17 protein-coding genes are annotated in these 17,956 nt (G+C 59.8%); 8 read left to right on the forward strand and 9 right to left on the reverse strand.

The window, feature by feature from the left end:
* Window positions 1-65: 65 nt before the first annotated feature.
* The 9 genes from AC1DNI_RS01830 to denD form a co-directional block, all read right to left on the reverse strand.
* Window positions 66-905 (reverse strand): fumarylacetoacetate hydrolase family protein, encoded by an 840-nt coding sequence (locus AC1DNI_RS01830; protein ID WP_477690607.1) that lies wholly within the window; start codon window positions 903-905, stop codon window positions 66-68.
* A gap of 27 nt (window positions 906-932) precedes the next feature.
* Complete coding sequence (locus tag AC1DNI_RS01835) at window positions 933-1,685, reverse strand: SDR family NAD(P)-dependent oxidoreductase (RefSeq protein ID WP_477690608.1); 753 nt, start codon at window positions 1,683-1,685, stop codon at window positions 933-935.
* A gap of 18 nt (window positions 1,686-1,703) precedes the next feature.
* Window positions 1,704-3,506: an IlvD/Edd family dehydratase gene (locus AC1DNI_RS01840; RefSeq protein ID WP_027230769.1), complete on the reverse strand. Its 1,803-nt coding sequence runs from the start codon at window positions 3,504-3,506 to the stop codon at window positions 1,704-1,706.
* A 21-nt stretch (window positions 3,507-3,527) separates the two neighbouring features.
* Window positions 3,528-4,427, reverse strand: a complete 900-nt coding sequence (locus AC1DNI_RS01845) for a carbohydrate ABC transporter permease (RefSeq protein WP_027230768.1) — start codon at window positions 4,425-4,427, stop codon at window positions 3,528-3,530.
* A 22-nt stretch (window positions 4,428-4,449) separates the two neighbouring features.
* A complete protein-coding gene (locus AC1DNI_RS01850; RefSeq protein WP_477691459.1) occupies window positions 4,450-5,376 on the reverse strand; it encodes a carbohydrate ABC transporter permease in 927 nt (308 codons plus the stop codon).
* An 81-nt stretch (window positions 5,377-5,457) separates the two neighbouring features.
* Window positions 5,458-6,771 carry an ABC transporter substrate-binding protein gene (locus AC1DNI_RS01855; protein WP_091920513.1) on the reverse strand — a complete coding sequence of 438 codons (1,314 nt, stop codon included), beginning with the start codon at window positions 6,769-6,771 and terminating at the stop codon, window positions 5,458-5,460.
* A gap of 114 nt (window positions 6,772-6,885) precedes the next feature.
* On the reverse strand, window positions 6,886-7,950 hold the full coding sequence (locus AC1DNI_RS01860; protein WP_091920511.1) for an ABC transporter ATP-binding protein: 1,065 nt from the start codon (window positions 7,948-7,950) through the stop codon (window positions 6,886-6,888).
* A gap of 64 nt (window positions 7,951-8,014) precedes the next feature.
* On the reverse strand, window positions 8,015-8,791 hold the full coding sequence (locus tag AC1DNI_RS01865) for an SDR family oxidoreductase (protein ID WP_477690609.1): 777 nt from the start codon (window positions 8,789-8,791) through the stop codon (window positions 8,015-8,017).
* Between the two features lie 3 nt (window positions 8,792-8,794).
* Window positions 8,795-9,778, reverse strand: coding sequence for a D-erythronate dehydrogenase (denD, locus tag AC1DNI_RS01870; protein WP_477690610.1), 984 nt, complete (start codon window positions 9,776-9,778; stop codon window positions 8,795-8,797).
* Between the two features lie 152 nt (window positions 9,779-9,930).
* On the opposite strand from denD, the gene AC1DNI_RS01875 reads away from it, so the two are divergent.
* The 8 genes from AC1DNI_RS01875 to AC1DNI_RS01910 all read left to right on the forward strand — a co-directional run bounded on the left by AC1DNI_RS01875 (window position 9,931) and on the right by AC1DNI_RS01910 (window position 17,937).
* A complete protein-coding gene (locus AC1DNI_RS01875) occupies window positions 9,931-10,956 on the forward strand; it encodes a LacI family DNA-binding transcriptional regulator (protein ID WP_091920505.1) in 1,026 nt (341 codons plus the stop codon).
* Window positions 10,957-11,048: 92 nt separating this feature from the next.
* Window positions 11,049-11,813 (forward strand): DeoR/GlpR family DNA-binding transcription regulator, encoded by a 765-nt coding sequence (locus tag AC1DNI_RS01880; RefSeq protein WP_027230761.1) that lies wholly within the window; start codon window positions 11,049-11,051, stop codon window positions 11,811-11,813.
* A 73-nt stretch (window positions 11,814-11,886) separates the two neighbouring features.
* Window positions 11,887-13,476: a glycerol-3-phosphate dehydrogenase gene (gene glpD / locus AC1DNI_RS01885; protein ID WP_477690611.1), complete on the forward strand. Its 1,590-nt coding sequence runs from the start codon at window positions 11,887-11,889 to the stop codon at window positions 13,474-13,476.
* Window positions 13,477-13,553: 77 nt separating this feature from the next.
* Window positions 13,554-14,636, forward strand: a complete 1,083-nt coding sequence (locus tag AC1DNI_RS01890; protein WP_027230759.1) for an ABC transporter ATP-binding protein — start codon at window positions 13,554-13,556, stop codon at window positions 14,634-14,636.
* Window positions 14,637-14,645: 9 nt separating this feature from the next.
* Window positions 14,646-15,710, forward strand: a complete 1,065-nt coding sequence (locus AC1DNI_RS01895) for an ABC transporter ATP-binding protein (RefSeq protein WP_477690612.1) — start codon at window positions 14,646-14,648, stop codon at window positions 15,708-15,710.
* Window positions 15,711-15,770: 60 nt separating this feature from the next.
* Window positions 15,771-16,637 (forward strand): carbohydrate ABC transporter permease, encoded by an 867-nt coding sequence (locus tag AC1DNI_RS01900; protein WP_153666749.1) that lies wholly within the window; start codon window positions 15,771-15,773, stop codon window positions 16,635-16,637.
* A 1-nt stretch (window position 16,638) separates the two neighbouring features.
* On the forward strand, window positions 16,639-17,544 hold the full coding sequence (locus AC1DNI_RS01905) for a carbohydrate ABC transporter permease (protein ID WP_477690613.1): 906 nt from the start codon (window positions 16,639-16,641) through the stop codon (window positions 17,542-17,544).
* Between the two features lie 111 nt (window positions 17,545-17,655).
* Window positions 17,656-17,937 carry a DUF2160 domain-containing protein gene (locus tag AC1DNI_RS01910; protein ID WP_027230755.1) on the forward strand — a complete coding sequence of 94 codons (282 nt, stop codon included), beginning with the start codon at window positions 17,656-17,658 and terminating at the stop codon, window positions 17,935-17,937.
* Window positions 17,938-17,956 lie beyond the last annotated feature (19 nt).

Consider the following 17,956-nt stretch of genomic DNA (forward strand, 5'->3'; position numbering starts at 1 on the left):
ATGCAAAGAGTGGATCCTCGGGACAAGAGCACGAGGATCCAAGCGATAAGCGACGATCCGCCGGACTAACCCTGGACGACCTTCTGATGCTGTTCGCCGAGGCCTTCGATCCCGAGTGCGATCACGTCTCCGGCCTTGAGAAACACGTTCGGCTTCTGGCCGAGGCCGACGCCGGGTGGTGTGCCGGTCGAAATGATGTCGCCCGGATGCAGGCTCATGAACTGTGACAGGTACGAGACAAGGTACTTGACGCCGTAGACCATCGTCGCCGATGAACCGTTCTGGTAGCGGTGGCCGTTGACATCGAGCCACATTTTGAGGTTCTGCGGATCGGCGACTTCGTCCTTGGTAACGAGCCATGGACCGGTTGGGCCGAACGTGTCGCAGCTCTTGCCCTTCGTCCACTGGCCCTGACGCTCTGCCTGGAACGCCCGCTCGGACACGTCGTTGATCAGGCAATAGCCGGCAACGTAATCGAGAGCCTCAACCTCACTCACATATTTTGCGTGCTTGCCGATGACGACGCCAAGCTCGACCTCCCAGTCGGTCTTTTCCGAGCCGCGCGGAATCTCGACATCGTCGTTCGGGCCGACGATCGCCGACGTCGCTTTCATAAAGATGATCGGTTCCGGCGGCACCTTGGCGCCGGTTTCGGCAGCGTGATCGGAATAGTTGAGACCGATGCAGATGAATTTACCGGTTCCCGCCACACAAGGGCCGTAGCGGTCGGCCTCGACCAACGGCAGCGACGCCGGATCAATTGCGGCAAGCTTCTTCAAGCCTTCCGGTGATATGGCGTCGCCAGCGATATCCTTCACGTGGGCAGAAAGATCGCGGACCTTGCCGTCCTTGTCGACAAGGCCCGGCTTTTCCTGGCCCGCAGGACCATAGCGCAAGAGTTTCATGGGTTTACCTTTTCCTGGCTGAGGGCGTCAATAGGTGGCGCGGCCACCCGAAATATCGAATACGGCGCCCGTGGTGAATGAGCATTCCTCGCTCGCGATCCATGTGATCAGCGAGGCAAGTTCATCGACCTTGCCAAAACGCTGCATCGGGATCTTCGAAAGCATATAGTCGATGAAACTCGGTTGCAGTTGCTGGAGGATCGGCGTGTCGACCGTCGCTGGCGTGATCGCATTGACGGTAATGCCATCCTTGACCAGCTCCTTGCCGAGCGACTTGGTGAGACCGATCACAGCCGCCTTGGAAGCGCTGTAGGCGGAGGCATTGGGGTTGCCCTCCTTGCCGGCGATCGAGGCGACATTGACGATGCGACCATAGCCGTTCTTCTGCATGATCGGAACGACGAAGCGGTTGCAATAGAAGAGCCCGTTGACGTTGATGTCGAACACGCGCTTCCATGCGTCAATCGGATAATCGGCGACCTTGGCATTGGGACCGGTAATGCCGGCAGAGCAGATCAACACGTCAATCTTGCCGAACTTCTCTGCCGTCGACTTTGCAGCCGCTTCCACTTCGTCCGGAACCGAGACGTCAACCCTGATACCGTGGGCGCCATCGCCGAGCGCCGCGCGGGCTTCATCGATTTTGCCGGCGTCGACATCCCACAGGCTGACCGTGCCGCCTTCCGAGACAATGCGCGCCGCCGTGGTCAAGCCGATGCCCGAAGCGCCGCCGGTAATGACCGCATGCCGCCCTTCATAGCGCCTTATTGCATTCGCCATGGTGTCCTCCCTGAACGCTCAATGGTTGTCTCGCGGCAACCCCTTCGTCTGGGCAATGCGCTGGTAATTGACCGCAGGCTTCAGCACCATGCCTTCGTCGAGCTGACCGACCATGCCGCGCTGGATTTCCTGCCAGGGCGTCTGGCTCGCCGGATATTTGTATCCGCCGGCGGCCTTCAGGTCGTCCTTGCGCTTCTGAAGTTCCTCGTCGTCTATAAGGATATCGGCCGTGCCCTTGAGGAGATCGATACGTAGATGATCGCCGGAGCGTACCAGTGCGAGCCCGCCGTTTACCGCGGCTTCCGGGGAAGCATTGAGAATGGATGGCGAGCCGGACGTTCCGGACTGGCGGCCATCGCCAAGACACGGAAGCGCATGGATACCCTTCTTCAACAGATAGGCCGGTGGCTGCATGTTCACGACTTCGGCCGCTCCCGGATAGCCGATAGGCCCGGTACCGCGCATGATCAGGATGCTGTGCTCGTTGAGCGCGAGCTTCGGATCGTCGATGCGATGGTGATAGTCCTCGGGACCTTCGAATACCTCGGCGATGCCTTCGAAAGCTTCCGGATCATCCGGGTTGGATAGATAGCGCTCACGAAATTCTTCCGAGATCACGCTGGTCTTCATGATGGCGCTGTCGAAGAGATTGCCCTTGAGATTGATGAACCCGGCCTTCTTCTTGAGCGGCGCCTCGAACGGCTTGATCACTTCGGTATTCAGGTTCTCGGCATTCTCGCAATTGCTGCCGATGCTCTTGCCGTTGACGGTCAGCGCGCCGGGATGCGGCAGCTTGCCTGCCTTCATCAGCTCGGCGACGACTGCCGGAACGCCCCCCGCCCTATGGTAGTCCTCGCCGAGATATTCACCGGCGGGCTGCAGGTTGACGAGCAGCGGAACGTCGTGGCCCAGTGTCTGCCAGTCGTCATTGTCGAGCGGCACGTCGAGGTGGCGCGCAATTGCGTTCAAGTGGATCGGGGCATTGGTGGAACCGCCGATGGCCGAGTTGATGACGATGGCATTCTCGAAAGCCTGCCGCGTCATGATGTCGGAGGGCTTCAGGTCCTCGCGCACCATTTCAACGATACGCTTGCCGGTATCGTAGGAGATCTGGCCGCGCTCGCGATATGGCGCTGGAATTGCCGCACAACCGGGCAGTTCCATGCCGAGCGCCTCGGCGAGCGAGTTCATCGTGGTCGCCGTACCCATCGTATTGCAATAACCAACGGACGGCGCCGACGAGGCCACGATATCCATGAACTCGTTGTAGTCGATTTCGCCTTCGGCGAGCTTCTCGCGCGATTTCCAGACGATGGTTCCAGAGCCTGTGCGCTCGCCGCGATGCCAGCCGTTGAGCATGGGGCCAACGGAGAGCGCAATCGCAGGAATGTTGACTGTAGCAGCGCCCATCAGCATGGCGGGCGTGGTCTTGTCGCAGCCGATGGTAAGGACGACGCCATCCAGCGGATAGCCGAAAAGCACTTCGACGAGGCCGAGATAGGCGAGGTTGCGGTCGAGCGCAGCGCCCGGACGCTTGCCGGTCTCCTGGATTGGATGCACCGGAAATTCAAAGGGAATGCCGCCGGCCGCAATGATGCCGTCGCGCACGCGCTTGGCGAGTTCGATATGGTGGCGGTTACAGGGCGAAAGGTCGGAGCCGGTCTGGGCAATGCCGATGATCGGCTTGCCCGACTGCAATTCCTCGCGCGTCAGGCCATAGTTCAAATAGCGTTCGAGATAGAGCGCGGTCATCCCCGGATTGTCGGGATTATCCCACCATTCCTGCGAACGGAGCTTTTTCGGGGTGCTGGACGTCGTCATTTTGAAAGAACTCCTGGTGAGTTACTCCTTGACCGCGCCGGTCATGGAGGAAACGTAATAGTCAACGAAGAACGAGTAGAGAATGACGACGGGCAGCGACCCGAAAAGGGCGCCCGCCATCAGTGATCCCCACTCGAAGACATCGCCTCGAACCAGCTCCGTCAGGACACCGACTGGGACAGTCTTGTTTTCCGAGGATTGGATGAAGGTGAGTGCATAGATGAACTCATTCCACGACAATGTGAAGGCAAAAATGCCCGCCGAGATCATTCCCGGCACCGCCAGCGGCAATATGACCCTGACGAGGATCTGCCAGCGGGACGCGCCATCGACGAGTGCGCTCTCTTCGAGCTCGAAGGGTATGGAGCGGAAATAGCCCATGAGCAGCCAGGTGCAGAAAGGAATGAGGAACGTCGGATAGGTGAAGATCAAGGCCCAGCGCGTGTCGTAGATGCCGAACTTGAAGACGATAACGGCAAGGGGAATGAAGAGGATCGAAGGCGGAACCAGGTAGGCAAGGAAGATCATCAGGCCGACCGAGCGTGACCCCGAAAACCGGATGCGTTCGATGGCATAGGCGGCGAAGACCGAAGCGGCGAGTGAAAGGAAGGTTGCGCATACGGAAATCACCACCGTGTTCCACAGCCAGCCTGGATAGGAGGTCTCGAACAAGAGGTACTTGATGTGGTCGAGCGTCGGGCCGACCACCCAGAACGGGCTGAAATTGCTGTAGTCGGTCAGCTGCGAATTCGGCTTCACCGCGGTGATCGCCATCCAGTAGAACGGGAAAAGCAGCACGAAGACGAAGACCGCAAGCGGCAGGTACAGCACCACAATGCGTCGCGGCAGGCGATTGAGATAGCTCATGCCCTGCGCATCGTCGGTAAGCGGCTGGGCGTTGCTCTGTTCGGTAATGCTCATGATGCTGTCCTCCTTGTTCCGCTCAATCCTGTCCGCCCTGTTGCCACTTGCGGCGCTGCAAGCCGAAGAAGCTGAACAGGATCGAAGCAAGCAGGAACGGGATCATGGCGACCGCAATCGCGGCTCCCTCGCCGAGCTGGCCGCCGGGGATGCCGCGCTGGAACGACAGCGTTGCCATGAGGTGCGTGGCATTAACCGGGCCGCCCTTGGTCAGAACGTAGATCAGCTGGAAATCGGTGAAGGTAAAGAGCACCGAGAAGGTCATCACCACCGCGATGATCGGTGTCAGCATGGGCAGTGTGATGAAGCGGAAACGCTGCCACGGCGTTGCCCCATCGAGCGAGGCCGCCTCGTGCAGCGACTGCGGGATCGTCTGCAAGCCGGCAAGCAGCGAGATGGCGACGAAGGGAATGCCGCGCCAGACATTGGCGGCGATCACGGAAGCGCGCGCATTATTGGGCTCGCCGAGGAAGTTGATCGGGGTGTCGATCCAGCCGAGCTGCATGAGCGACCAGGAGATGATCGAGAACTGCGCATCATAGATCCACCAGAAGGCGAGGGCGGAAAGGACGGTCGGCACGACCCAGGGCAGAAGGATGATCGCCCGGAAAAACGACTTGAACGGCAGGTTCTCGTTGAGAATGAGCGCGAGCCACAGGCCAAGGATGAATTTCAGGATCGAGGCGAAGAGCGTGTAGAAGACGGTGTTGCTGACGGCCATCCAGAACACCGAGTCGCCCGCCAGCGCCTCGTAGTTTTCAAGGCCGATGAAGACGCCGTCGCGCCCGATCTTCGCATCGGTGAAGCCGAGCCAGACCCCGAGGCCGAGCGGATAGGTCAGAAAGCACAGGAGAAAGACCGCGGCAGGCAGCATGAACAGTGCGCCGATGGCGGTATTGCTGCGCGCGAAGGAGCGGAAGGCGGATTCCTGCTTTTCGGTTTGCGTCATTGTCATCGGAAGTCTCCGGTTTCCTCGTCAGCGCTGGAGGACCTTCCGCCGCGCGTTGGCGGCGGAAGATCGCTGTCATGCCTAAAGCGTGTAGTAGCGGTTGGCGCGCTTTTCCGCCTGGGCGATGGCGTCTTCCGGCGACATCTGGCCGGTTACGGCCGTCGCATACATGTCGACGAGCACGTAGTCGGCCATCACGCCGGCCGAAGCGGTTCCGAGCGGACCGGCATAGCCGTTCGGCCGCAGCGTCTCGGATGCCTTGGCATAGGCGGCATGGATCGGGTTCGATGTCCAAACCGGATTTGCTGCAAATTCCTTCAACGGCTGGCAGCAATAGGCACTGGCCCCCGTGATCCAGGCGTTCATATTGTCGGCCTGATACATGAACTGCAGATAGGCTTTTGCTGCTTCCGGATATTTGGTGTGCTTGAAGATCGAGATCGTCGAAGTCTGGTGCAACTCGACCGACTGTCCGACCGGACCGATCGGCAGGTTGACCGAGCGCATGTCGTCGGCAATCGCCTTCATGGCCGGATCCTTGATCGCGGCATAATACACCGAAACGCCGTTGGCGGTCAGCGATACCTGGCCGGCAAGGAATGCACGGTTGTTGTTGACGTCCTGCCAGCTTTCGGTGCCCGGAATGAAGGTTTTGTACAGCTCCTGCGCGTACTTGACCGATGCGAGCGTCTCTGGGCTGTTGATGACAACCTTGCCACTCTCGTCGACCATCTTGCCACCATGGCTCCACAGCAGCCAGTGGGCGTAGTTGTTGCCGTCGCCGACAGCCTTGCCGTGCGGGAAGCCGGCGGGCGTTCCCTTGGCATGCAAGGCCTTGCAGAGCTCGAGGAAGCCCGCCGTGTCTTTCGGAAACTCGCTGAAACCCGCAGCCTTCATGTGGCTGTCGCGATAAACGACGGCGTTGCCGATGGCGCAGAGCGGCAGCGCGATGAACTTGCCATCGCGCTTGGCATAGCCTTCAAGACCCGGATACCAGCCGCCATGCGCCGAGCCGAGATATTCGCCAAGCTCCGTCACGTCGACGAGCTTGTCAGGATATTGCTGCGGATCGTCAAACCAGCTCATGACCATGTCGGGACCGGAGCCGACATTGGCGGCAACGGCGGCTTTCGGGCGGACGTCTTCCCAGCTTTCCTTGTCGATGCGCACCTGAACGCCGGTGGCGTCGGTGAACTTCTTGGTGTTTGCGAGCCAGGCCGCCTCTTCGGCCGGAACGAACGGCACCCAGCGCAACAGACGCAGCGTGGCGCCTTCCTCCGGCTTGTATGCCGGCGCCGACTGGGCGAAGGCTGGGGTGAGGCCGAAGCGATTGAGCCCGGCAGCCGCGACGAGCCCTGCTGACGCGCCAAGAAGATGTCTTCTATTGATGGTCATTGATTCTCCTCCATGGTTTAAGTCCTCTCCCGGAACGCTCCCACGTTCCCGGCAAATTGCATTCGGGGACAATTATGCACGGCGCCTGCTGCCCCGAACGGCAGGCAGCCGCTGTCAAACCAGGCGCTGGCCCGTTTCCGCGTCGAACAGATACGTGGCTTCCGCATGGATGGAGAGCCCGATTGTCTCACCGGGCTTGGCGCTGACGCGCTGGTGAAAGACGCCGGTAATGTCATCGCCGCCAATACGCATGATCATCTGCGTTTCCGAGCCGGTCGGCTCGATGACCACAACCTCTGCCGGGATGCCACCGCTGCTGATGGTCATGTGTTCGGGGCGCAGACCATAAATCAACGCGCGTCCCTTGGCGCTCTCCGGCGCCTTCGCGACGGGGAGGACGATGCCCTTGTCGGTCACGAACTTCGCATTGTCGTTCGGGTCGAGCTTGCCCTTGATCATGTTCATTGCAGGCGAGCCGATGAAGCTTGCCACAAACAGATTAGCCGGCTGATCATACAGCTCAAGCGGCGCACCGATCTGCTCGACGATACCGTCATGCATGACGACGATCTTGTCGGCCATGGTCATGGCTTCAATCTGGTCGTGCGTTACATAGACTGTCGTGGTCTTCAGGCGCTGGTGCAGTTCCTTGATTTCCGCGCGCATGGCAACGCGCAGCTTCGCGTCGAGGTTCGACAGGGGCTCGTCGAAAAGAAAGACCTGCGGGTCGCGAACGATGGCGCGCCCCATCGCGACACGCTGGCGCTGGCCGCCTGAAAGCTGCCGCGGAAAACGTTCCAGAAGATGCGACAGGCCGAGGATTTCCGCAGCGGGCTTCACCCGCTTGTCGATCTCCGACTTTGGTGCGCCCTTGAGCTTGAGCGAGAAAGCCATGTTGTCGGCAACCGTCATATGCGGATAGAGCGCATAATTCTGGAATACCATGGCGATATCGCGCTCTTTAGGCGCGAGGCCGTTGACGACCTGGCCGCCAATGCGGATTTCGCCGGCCGAGATGTTTTCAAGTCCGGCCAGCATGCGCAGCAACGTGGACTTGCCGCAGCCGGACGGGCCGACAAGAATAACGAATTCGCCATCGGCAATCTCGATATCGACGCCCTTGATGACCGGGTGCGTCCCGAATGATTTTCGTACGTTGGCGAATTCAACCGATGCCATGCGTTCTCCTCCAAATTTTGTCCCTGTGGCGGCGATTCTCCCGACCGCCGCCGTCGATATTGTATTAGCCGCGTCCGACGAGCGGCATCTTCGTTGCCATGATCGTCATTGTCAGCACGTTTGCTTCGAGCGGCAGGCTCGCCATGTGCACGACGGCGTCGCCAATATGGTGGGCAGGGATCGTCGGCTCGCTCGCCGTCTCGCCGTTCGCCTGCAGGACGCCGCTGGACATTTTCGACGTCATTTCCGTGCCGGCATTGCCGATATCGATCTGCCCGCAGGCAATGTCGAACGGACGGCCGTCAAGCGCGGTTGCTTTGGTAAGGCCCGTCACGGCGTGCTTTGTCGCGGTATAGGGCGCCGAATGGGGCCTGGGCGTCTGCGCGGAGATCGAGCCATTGTTGATGATACGTCCGCCGCGCGGCGTCTGGGCCTTCATCAGTTTCATGGCCTGTTGCGTGCAGAGGAACACGCCGGTCAGGTTTGCCCCAACAATGGCGCTCCAATGATCGAACGTAAGTTCTTCCATCGGAATGTTCGGAACATTCACACCGGCATTGTTGACGAGGAGATCGAGGCGTCCGAACTCCGATTTGATTGCATCGAAGAGATCCGAAACCGATTGTGGTTCGCTGACATCCGCCGCGATCGCCTTGACTTTGCCGCCTGACTCGGCGGCGAGCGCCTTTGCCGTATCCTCAAGCACATCCTCGCGCCGCCCCGAGATGACGACCGTATAGCCCGCACCGAGAAGCGCTGCGGAAATTGCCCGGCCAACACCTGTGCCGCCGCCGGTGACGAGGGCAATCTTGCCCTTGCCGGATTCCTGATTGTAAGCCATGCCCTAAATATTCCCGCCGAGTTCGTCTTCGATATGCGCCTTGATGATGTCATCGAAGGCCGTTTCAGCCTTGAAGCCTAATGCTGTGGCCCGTTTCGTATCGAAATCCGTGGCCCAGCCGGCAACGATCTTCTGGATTGTTGCATCCGGCTCGCGCCGGATCAACCTTACAGCTTTTTCCCCGGCAACGCGTTGCAGAGCCGCAATTTCCTCGCCTACCAGGGCGGAGAGGCCAGGCATGGAAAGATTGCGCCGGTCGCCGACCTTTTCGAGATCAAGGCTTGCAGCGTGAAGGAAGAACCCGACGGCGGAACGCGGGCTTGCGAACCAGTGGCGAACGTTTTCGTCCACGGGCAATACCGCTTCCTGGCCGACAAGCGGTTCGCGCAGGATATTGGAAAAGAAGCCGGACGCCGCCTTGTTGGGCTTGGCCGGGCGGATGCAGATCGTCGGCAGGCGAATGCCTATGCCATCGAAGAAGCCGCGACGGCTATAGTCGGAGAGCAGAAGTTCGCAAATCGCCTTCTGCGTGCCATAGCTCGTCAGCGGTGTCGTGAAGAACTCGTCGCCGATCTTTTCCGGAAAGGGCTGGCCAAAGACCGCGATGGACGAAGCAAAGACGACGCGTGGCTTGTAGGGCGACTTGGCGCTCTCGAGCCTGATCGCTTCGAACAACTGCCGGGTCCCATCAAGGTTTACCTTGTAGCCCTTTTCGAAATCGGCTTCCGCTTCGCCCGAAACGATCGCAGCGAGATGAAAGATGAGGTCGGGGCGGCTCGCAATCAGTGATTCGGCGACGCCGGGTTCCGAAAGGTCGGCAGCACGCGAGGTCGAAATGCTTGCGAGCGAAGCTGGGGCATCAGGCTTGATGACATCGACGAGAATGAGCTTTTCAATATCCCTGCCAAGCGCGCCGGGCTGCGATGCGATCTTGTCGAGCAATTTGCGGCCAACCATTCCGGCTGCACCGATGACCAGTACGTGCATGGGCAAGAATCCTCCGAAGGGCCTCTCCCAAGACCCGAAACACTTAACAATGACAGCGCTGTCATAAAGTTATGCACACTGACTAGCATTCATCAAGCGTTTTATGGTAGCGCTGTCATAAAATAAATTTCGTCAGCCGTCCGGATTGACACATGCCGCGCAAACGCAACGCTCATCGCAGCCCTGACCTGCCGACCCTGGCAGATGTCGCGCGCCTTGCCGGCGTCAGCGAAATCACGGCATCGCGTGTCGTTCGCGATCGTGGACCGATCGCCGATTCCACCCGCACGCGCGTCCTCACCGCGATCGCCGAGCTAGGCTATATTCCAAACCGCGCCGCCGGCAGCCTCGCCTCTGCCGGCTCGACACTGATGAGCGTGCTGCTGCCGTCCCTCTCCAACATCGTCTTTCCAGACGTTCTGCGCGGAATTCATTCGGCGCTGACCCATACGGCCTATCAGCCCGTCATCGGCGTGACGGACTACGATCCGCTAATCGAAGAACGTATCCTTCTATCGTTCCTCGCCTGGCAGCCTGCGGCAGTGATCCTCGCGGGGTTGCACCATACTCCGACCGCGCGCCGTCACCTCGAACATGGACGGTTTCGCGTCGCCGAACTCATGGACATAGACGGCGACCCTGTCGATATCGCCGTCGGCATGTCACACCGGCAGGCTGGCTATGAAACCGGCCGCCATCTGGTTCAGCGCGGCTATCGCCGGTTCGGCTATGCCGGGCATAGCGTCGCTACGGATGATCGCGCCAGCGCCCGCTACGAAGGGCTTTGCACCTCTTTGCGCGAGGCCGGGCTTTCGCTGATTGCCGAGCACAGACAGCCTGGTCCGAGTTCGACGAAGGCGGGGCGGGAGTCGCTGGAAATTCTCCTTGGTGCCGAGCCTTCCCTCGACGTCGTGGTCTTTCCCAACGACGATATGGCGATGGGCGGCATTTTCCATTGCATGCACAGCGGGATCGCAGTCAGGGAAAAGCTCGGTATCTTTGGCTTCAACGGGCTCGACATAGGGCAGGCCATGCCGATGCCACTCTCGACCATCCTGTCCCGGCGTTTTCTCATCGGGCTCACTGCTGCCGAGAAACTCATTGAAAGCCGTGAAAGGCCGCAGGAAAAGACGATTATCAACACGGGCTTCGACATTATCGAGGGCGCCACTGCCTGAAAAAGGCGCAGTTTCGCATTGGGCTCGATTGACATGTGATCATTTTCGTTTTCGTATGATGCGTGAAAAAACGAAAATGAAAGTCCACGTCCATGTTCCTGTCCTCCCGGCACGCCGAAATCATCGAAATGGCCAAGGAACATGGGCGCGTCCTCGTTGACGATCTCGCGCTTCATTTCAATGTGACCCCGCAGACGATCCGTAAAGATCTGAACGACCTCTGCGACCAGCGCCTGCTCAACCGTATTCATGGCGGCGCTCTTTTTCCGTCAGGCATTCAGAACCTGGAATATGAATCGCGCCGCCTGATTGCCGCAGCGGAGAAGGAAGCAATCGGACGCGCCGCCGCCGGCCTGATACCTGACAATGCATCGCTCTTCGTCAACATCGGGACTACCACGGAAGCGGTCGGACAGGCCCTGCTTGATCGCAAGGGCCTCATGATAATCACCAATAACATCAATGTTGCCAATAAGTTGCGTGTCTACCCGGATATCGAGGTAGTCATCGCAGGCGGCGTCGTCCGGGGCTCGGATGGCGGCATTGTCGGTGAGGCGGCGGTCGATTTCATCCGCCAGTTCAAGGTGGATTTTGCCGTCATCGGCACCTCCGCGATCGATGCCGACGGCGCGCTTCTCGACTTCGATTTTCGCGAGGTGAAGGTGGCGCAGGCCATAATGGCGAATGCGCGTCATGTGATTCTCGTTTCCGATTCGACCAAGTTCGAGCGCACTGCGCCGGTACGGATCGGGCATCTTTCGCAGGTCCACACCTTCATCACCGATCGCTGCGAAAGCGAGGCAATCCGCAGGATTTGCGCGGATGCCGACGTACGCCTGATTGAAACATCGGCTTGATTGGGGCTCTTGTGCGCGTAGCAGTTGCGCTATATAGTTCATTTCAGTTTCGTATTGCTTTCGTAATCGCCTCATGTATGTTTCGCAATTGCGAACAGATGGTGCGCTGCGAAATCATGGGTGGGGATTGCCGGGCTTGGCTGAACAGATCTACGATATCTTCGTGATCGGCGGTGGCATCAATGGATGCGGCATAGCCCGTGATGCCGTTGGCCGTGGGTTTTCGGTGTTCCTCGCCGAGATGAACGATCTTGCCAGCGGCACGTCCTCCGGTTCGACCAAGCTCATCCACGGCGGTCTGCGGTACCTCGAATATTACGAATTCCGGCTCGTGCGGGAATCCCTGATGGAACGCGAGGTGCTTTGGGCCAACGCGCCGCATATCATCTGGCCAATGCGTTTCGTGTTGCCACACCATGCGGGCCTGCGCCCTGCCTGGCTGTTGCGGCTGGGCCTCTTCCTCTACGACCATATTGGCGGGCGCAAGAAGCTGCCGGCAACGCGCACGCTTGACATGACCCGCGACCCGGCAGCCAAGCCGCTTAAGTCGCTCTATACACGCGCCTTCGAATATTCGGATTGCTGGGTCAATGATGCGCGCTTCGTTGCGCTCAATGCGCGCGATGCCGCGGATCGCGGCGCTGTCGTGCGTACCCGCACCCGCGTCGTCAGCGCCCGGCGCGACGCCGAGACTTGGACCTTGACCCTGAAGGACGGTTTGACCGGCGAGACGGAGGAGGTTCGCGCCCGCCTCGTCGTCAATGCCGCGGGGCCCTGGGTTGATGAAGTGTTGACGGGCGTCGTCGGCGCCAATGACGCTCACAATGTGCGGCTCGTGCAGGGCAGCCACATCGTCGTGCGCAAGAAGTTCGACGATCCGCGTGCCTATTTCTTCCAGAACACCGATGGCCGCATCATATTCGCCATTCCCTACGAGCAGGATTTTACCCTTATCGGCACCACCGACCAGGATTATCACGGCAATCCCGCCGAGGTGAAAATCAGCGACGCCGAGATCGATTATCTTTGCGCCGCGGCGAGCGAGTACTTCGTCGAACCGGTCAAGCGCGAACATGTCGTGTGGACCTATTCCGGCGTGCGGCCGCTTTATGACGACGGTGCGTCCAAGGCGCAGGAAGCGACCCGCGACTACGTCCTCAAGGCCGACGCGGTGGAAGGCAAGGCGCCGCTTCTCAACATCTTTGGCGGCAAGATCACCACCTATCGCCGGCTGTCGGAACATATGCTGGAAAAGATCGAAGCGTTTCTCGGCAAGCGCGGCCAGCCCTGGACCGCTGCCGGCAAGCTGCCCGGTGGTAATTTTGCCGCGACGGCGTTCGACGCAGAATTGCAGAAACTGAAAACCGACTACCCCTTTCTTGATGCGGCGCATGCACGGCGGCTGTTCCGCCTTTACGGCACCAAGGCACGCACGCTGCTTGGCAAGGCCACGTCGATCGAGGACCTGGGCAAGAATTTCGGTTCCGATCTCTACGAGGCCGAAGTACGCTACCAGATTGCACATGAATGGGCGGTCACGGCGCAGGACGTGCTGTGGCGCCGAACCAAGAAGGGTTTGCACCTGACTGCCGACGAGGCTGCCGCGCTCGACCGCTTCATGGAAGATGCGGTGGACCGGCGGCGCAGGCTGGCGGCGGAATAGACTGGATGAAATCGGGCGATGGGACGGAGGGTCCACATCGCCGGGGCGGCAAGCGTCGCTCAAAGGGAGGACCACGAATGCTTGAATTGCGCGATGTATCGAAGGTGGTGGGAGGCAAGCCCCATCTCAGCGATATTTCGCTGACTTTGCAACACGCCACGCTAAACGTGCTGCTGGGGCCTACGCTGTCGGGCAAGACCAGCCTGATGCGCATCATGGCCGGCCTTGACGTGCCGACCTCGGGTTCGGTCTGGTTCGATGGCAAGGATGTGACGGGTATTCCGGTGCAAAAGCGCTCGGTTGCGATGGTCTATCAACAGTTCATCAATTATCCGGCCTTCACCGTCTATGAGAACATTGCCTCGCCGATGCGCGTTGCCGGTCTGGACGCCAAGACCATCGATCGCGAAGTGCGCAAGGCGGCCGAGCTGTTGAAGCTGACGCCATATCTCGACCGCACGCCGCTCAATCTTTCGGGCGGCCAGCAGCAGCGCACCGCGCTCGCGCGTGCCATCGTCAAGAATGCCAAGCTCGTGCTCCTTGATGAACCGCTGGCCAATCTCGACTACAAGCTGCGCGAGGAACTGCGCCAGGAACTGCCGAAGATTTTCGCGGAGTCGGGCACGATCTTCGTCTACGCGACAACCGAACCGCATGAGGCGCTCCTGCTTGGCGGAAATACGGCTACGCTGGCTGAAGGCCGCATCACCCAGTTCGGGCCGACCATCGATGTCTTCCGCCGCCCGGATGATTTGATCACTGCCCAGACTTTTGCCGACCCGCCGCTCAATACCATCGCGCTGGCAAAGTTCGGCAAGGCCTTCCAGCTCGAGGGCGGGGTGACACTGCCGGTGCCGCCGCATCTCGCGGATTTCGCCGACGGGACCTATACGATCGGTTTCCAGCCGCACCATGTCGAGACGACGCGGGCGCATCCAGATGAGATCGCCCTGAAGGCGACGGTCACGGCGACAGAGATCACCGGTTCTGAGAGTTTCGTGCACCTTTCCTTCGCCGATGCGCGCTGGACCATGCTGACCCACGGCATTCATATCTACGCACCCGATGAGCAGATCGACATTTTCATCGACCCACGCAACCTGATGATTTTTGACGCGGCCGGCAATTCCGTCACCCGCGGTCAGAAACGCGCGGCATAGGGGCTGGCCATGGCACGCATCGACCTCAATCATATTCGCCACGCCTACGTCCCCAACCCGAAGTCGGACAAGGATTATGCACTGAAGGAAGTGCACCACAGCTGGGAGGACGGCGGCGCCTATGCCCTGCTCGGACCCTCCGGCTGCGGCAAGACCACCCTCCTCAACATTATCTCGGGCCTCCTCCATCCCTCGCATGGACAATTGCTGTTCGATGGCGAGGACGTAACCAATCTGTCGACGCAGGAACGCAATATCGCCCAGGTGTTCCAGTTTCCGGTCATCTACGACACGATGACCGTATACGACAACCTCGCCTTTCCCCTGCGCAACCGCGGCGTTCCAGCAGCCGAAGTCGACCGCAAGGTCAAGGAAACGCTGGAGATGATCGATCTGGCGAGTTGGGCCAACAAGAAGGCGCGCGGCCTGACGGCGGACCAGAAGCAGAAGATTTCGCTGGGACGCGGCCTTGTCCGTTCCGACGTCAATGCCATCCTTTTCGACGAGCCGCTCACGGTCATCGATCCGCACATGAAGTGGGTGCTGCGCTCCCAGTTGAAGGTGCTGCATCAGCGCTTCGGCTACACAATGGTCTATGTCACCCACGACCAGACCGAAGCCCTCACCTTCGCCCAGAAGGTGGTGGTCATGTATGATGGCGAGATCGTGCAGATCGGCACGCCGGAAGAGTTGTTCGAGCGGCCGAAACATACTTTCGTCGGCTATTTTATCGGCTCTCCCGGCATGAATGTGATGCCGGTCGAGATCGAGTCCGGCGCCGCCCGCATTGGCGAGCATCAGATTCAGCTGCCGTCGCCATCGGCTCCCATAGCAGGCAAGGTCGAACTCGGCATCCGCCCGGAATATGTGCGGCTCGGCCGCCTTGGCATGCCCGTCCAAATCGCCAAGGTCGAGGATATTGGTCGCCACAAGATCGTGCGCACCCGCCTCGGTACTCAGGAGATCGCCGTTATCGTCGGCGAGGGCCAGGAAATTCCGGCCGAACCGCACATCGCCTTCGATCCGAAGGGCATCAATATCTACGCCGATTCCTGGCGCGTGGGAGGGAACTGACAATGCATGGTATGACCTTTTGGTCCGCGACCCTCCGCACACTGGCAGGAGGCAACAGCCATGGATAAGACCTGGAACAACAAGGCCTGGCTCATGGTGCTGCCGATGCTGCTGCTGGTGGCGTTTTCGGCCGTCATTCCGTTGATGACCGTCGTCAACTATTCGGTGCAGGATACGTTCGGCAACAATCAGTTCTTCTGGGCCGGCACCGAATGGTACGAGGAAATCCTGCATTCGGACCGCTTTCACGCAGCGCTCGGTCGCAATCTTGTCTTTTCTTTCATCATCCTCGCCATTGAGGTGCCGCTCGGCATCGTCATCGCCCTGAACATGCCTCGCCGTGGCTGGGGCGTTCCTGTCTGCCTCGTCCTGATGGCGCTGCCGCTGCTCATTCCCTGGAATGTCGTCGGAACGATCTGGCAGGTCTTCGGCCGCAACGATATCGGCCTTCTCGGGCATACGCTGGAAAGCCTTGGTATTAAGTACAATTATGTGCAGAACCCGCTGCACGCCTGGTTCACGGTCATTATCATGGACGTGTGGCACTGGACGAGCCTCGTCGTACTCCTTTGCTATGCCGGTCTCGTCTCGATCCCCGATGCCTTCTACCAGGCTGCCAAGATCGATGGCGCGTCGCGCTGGGCGGTCTTCCGCTACATCCAACTGCCGAAGATGAACCGCGTGCTGCTCATCGCCGTGCTCCTGCGCTTCATGGACAGTTTCATGATCTACACCGAGCCCTTCGTCGTCACCGGCGGCGGTCCCGGCAATTCCACGACATTCCTGTCGATCGACCTCGTCAAGATCGCCATTGGCCAGTTCGATCTGGGGCCGGCAGCAGCAATGTCGATCATCTACTTCCTGATCATCCTTCTCCTGTCATGGATATTCTATACCGTCATGACCAACTACGATGCGGAGCGCTGACATGTCGGTGCAGAACGAAACCCTTGCACGCACAAGCGGACGGCCTGCTGCCGAGCAGCGGCAGATCGACAAGGCGCTGGCCCGCAGGATGCGGCGGCGTGGGGACGAGTCGAAATTCTGGTGGCTGGTCCCGACGGTGTACATCATCTTCCTGCTGCTTCCGATCTATTGGCTCGTCAACATGAGCTTCAAGACCAATCAGGAGATTTTGACCACTTTCACGCTCTGGCCGCAAAATCCGACACTTCACAACTACGCGGTGATTTTCACCGATCCGTCATGGTATCGCGGCTACATCAATTCGATCATCTATGTCGTCATGAACATGGTGATTTCGGTGCTGGTTGCCCTGCCTGCGGCCTATGCCTTCTCGCGCTACCGCTTCCTTGGCGACAAGCACCTGTTCTTCTGGCTGCTGACCAACCGCATGGCGCCGCCTGCGGTGTTTGCGCTGCCGTTTTTCCAGCTCTATTCGGCATTCGGCCTCATAGACACGCATATCGCGGTGGCCCTGGCACACTGCCTGTTCAACGTGCCGCTCGCCGTCTGGATCCTCGAGGGCTTCATGTCAGGCGTGCCGAAGGAGATCGACGAGACCGCCTATATCGACGGCTATTCGTTCCCGCGCTTTTTCGTGAAGATCTTCGTGCCGCTCATCGCGAGCGGTATCGGCGTCGCCGCGTTCTTCTGCTTCATGTTCTCTTGGGTGGAGCTCCTGATCGCCCGTACGCTGACGACCACCGATGCCAAGCCGATTGCGGCAACGATGACACGTACGGTTTCAGCGTCTGGCATGGATTGGGGGCTGTTGGCCGCCGCCGGCGTGTTGACGCTGATCCCGGGCGCCATCGTCATCTACTTCGTCCGCAACTATATCGCCAAGGGCTTCGCCCTGGGGAGGGTATAATGACGGGCTTGGAGAAGCGTGCGCTGCGGATAGCGGAGGCACGCGTGCCCGAGAATGCGCCAGGGATAGCATCCCGTTCTGACTTTAGATTTGCACGGAAGGAGGCCTGACATGGACCTTTCATGGATGGCATGGACCGTGCCGACCGCGCTGTTCTTCATGACGATCTTCCTTCTGCTGATCGGCATGGCGGTGTGGGAATACTTCTCGCCGGGCGGCAATCCGCGCATCGGCATATTGCGCTTTGAAACGACGCGAGGCGACCGGCTCTTCGTGTCGCTGCTCGGCGCCGCCTATATCCATCTTGCCTGGCTCGGCCTCGTTGGTCCCAACCTCTGGTGGGCTCTGGCAATTTCGGTGGTCTACGCCATAGGCGTGTTCCGCTTCGTCTGACTTATGAAATTGAGACAGG

Source organism: Phyllobacterium sp. 01N428 (assembly GCF_056399405.1).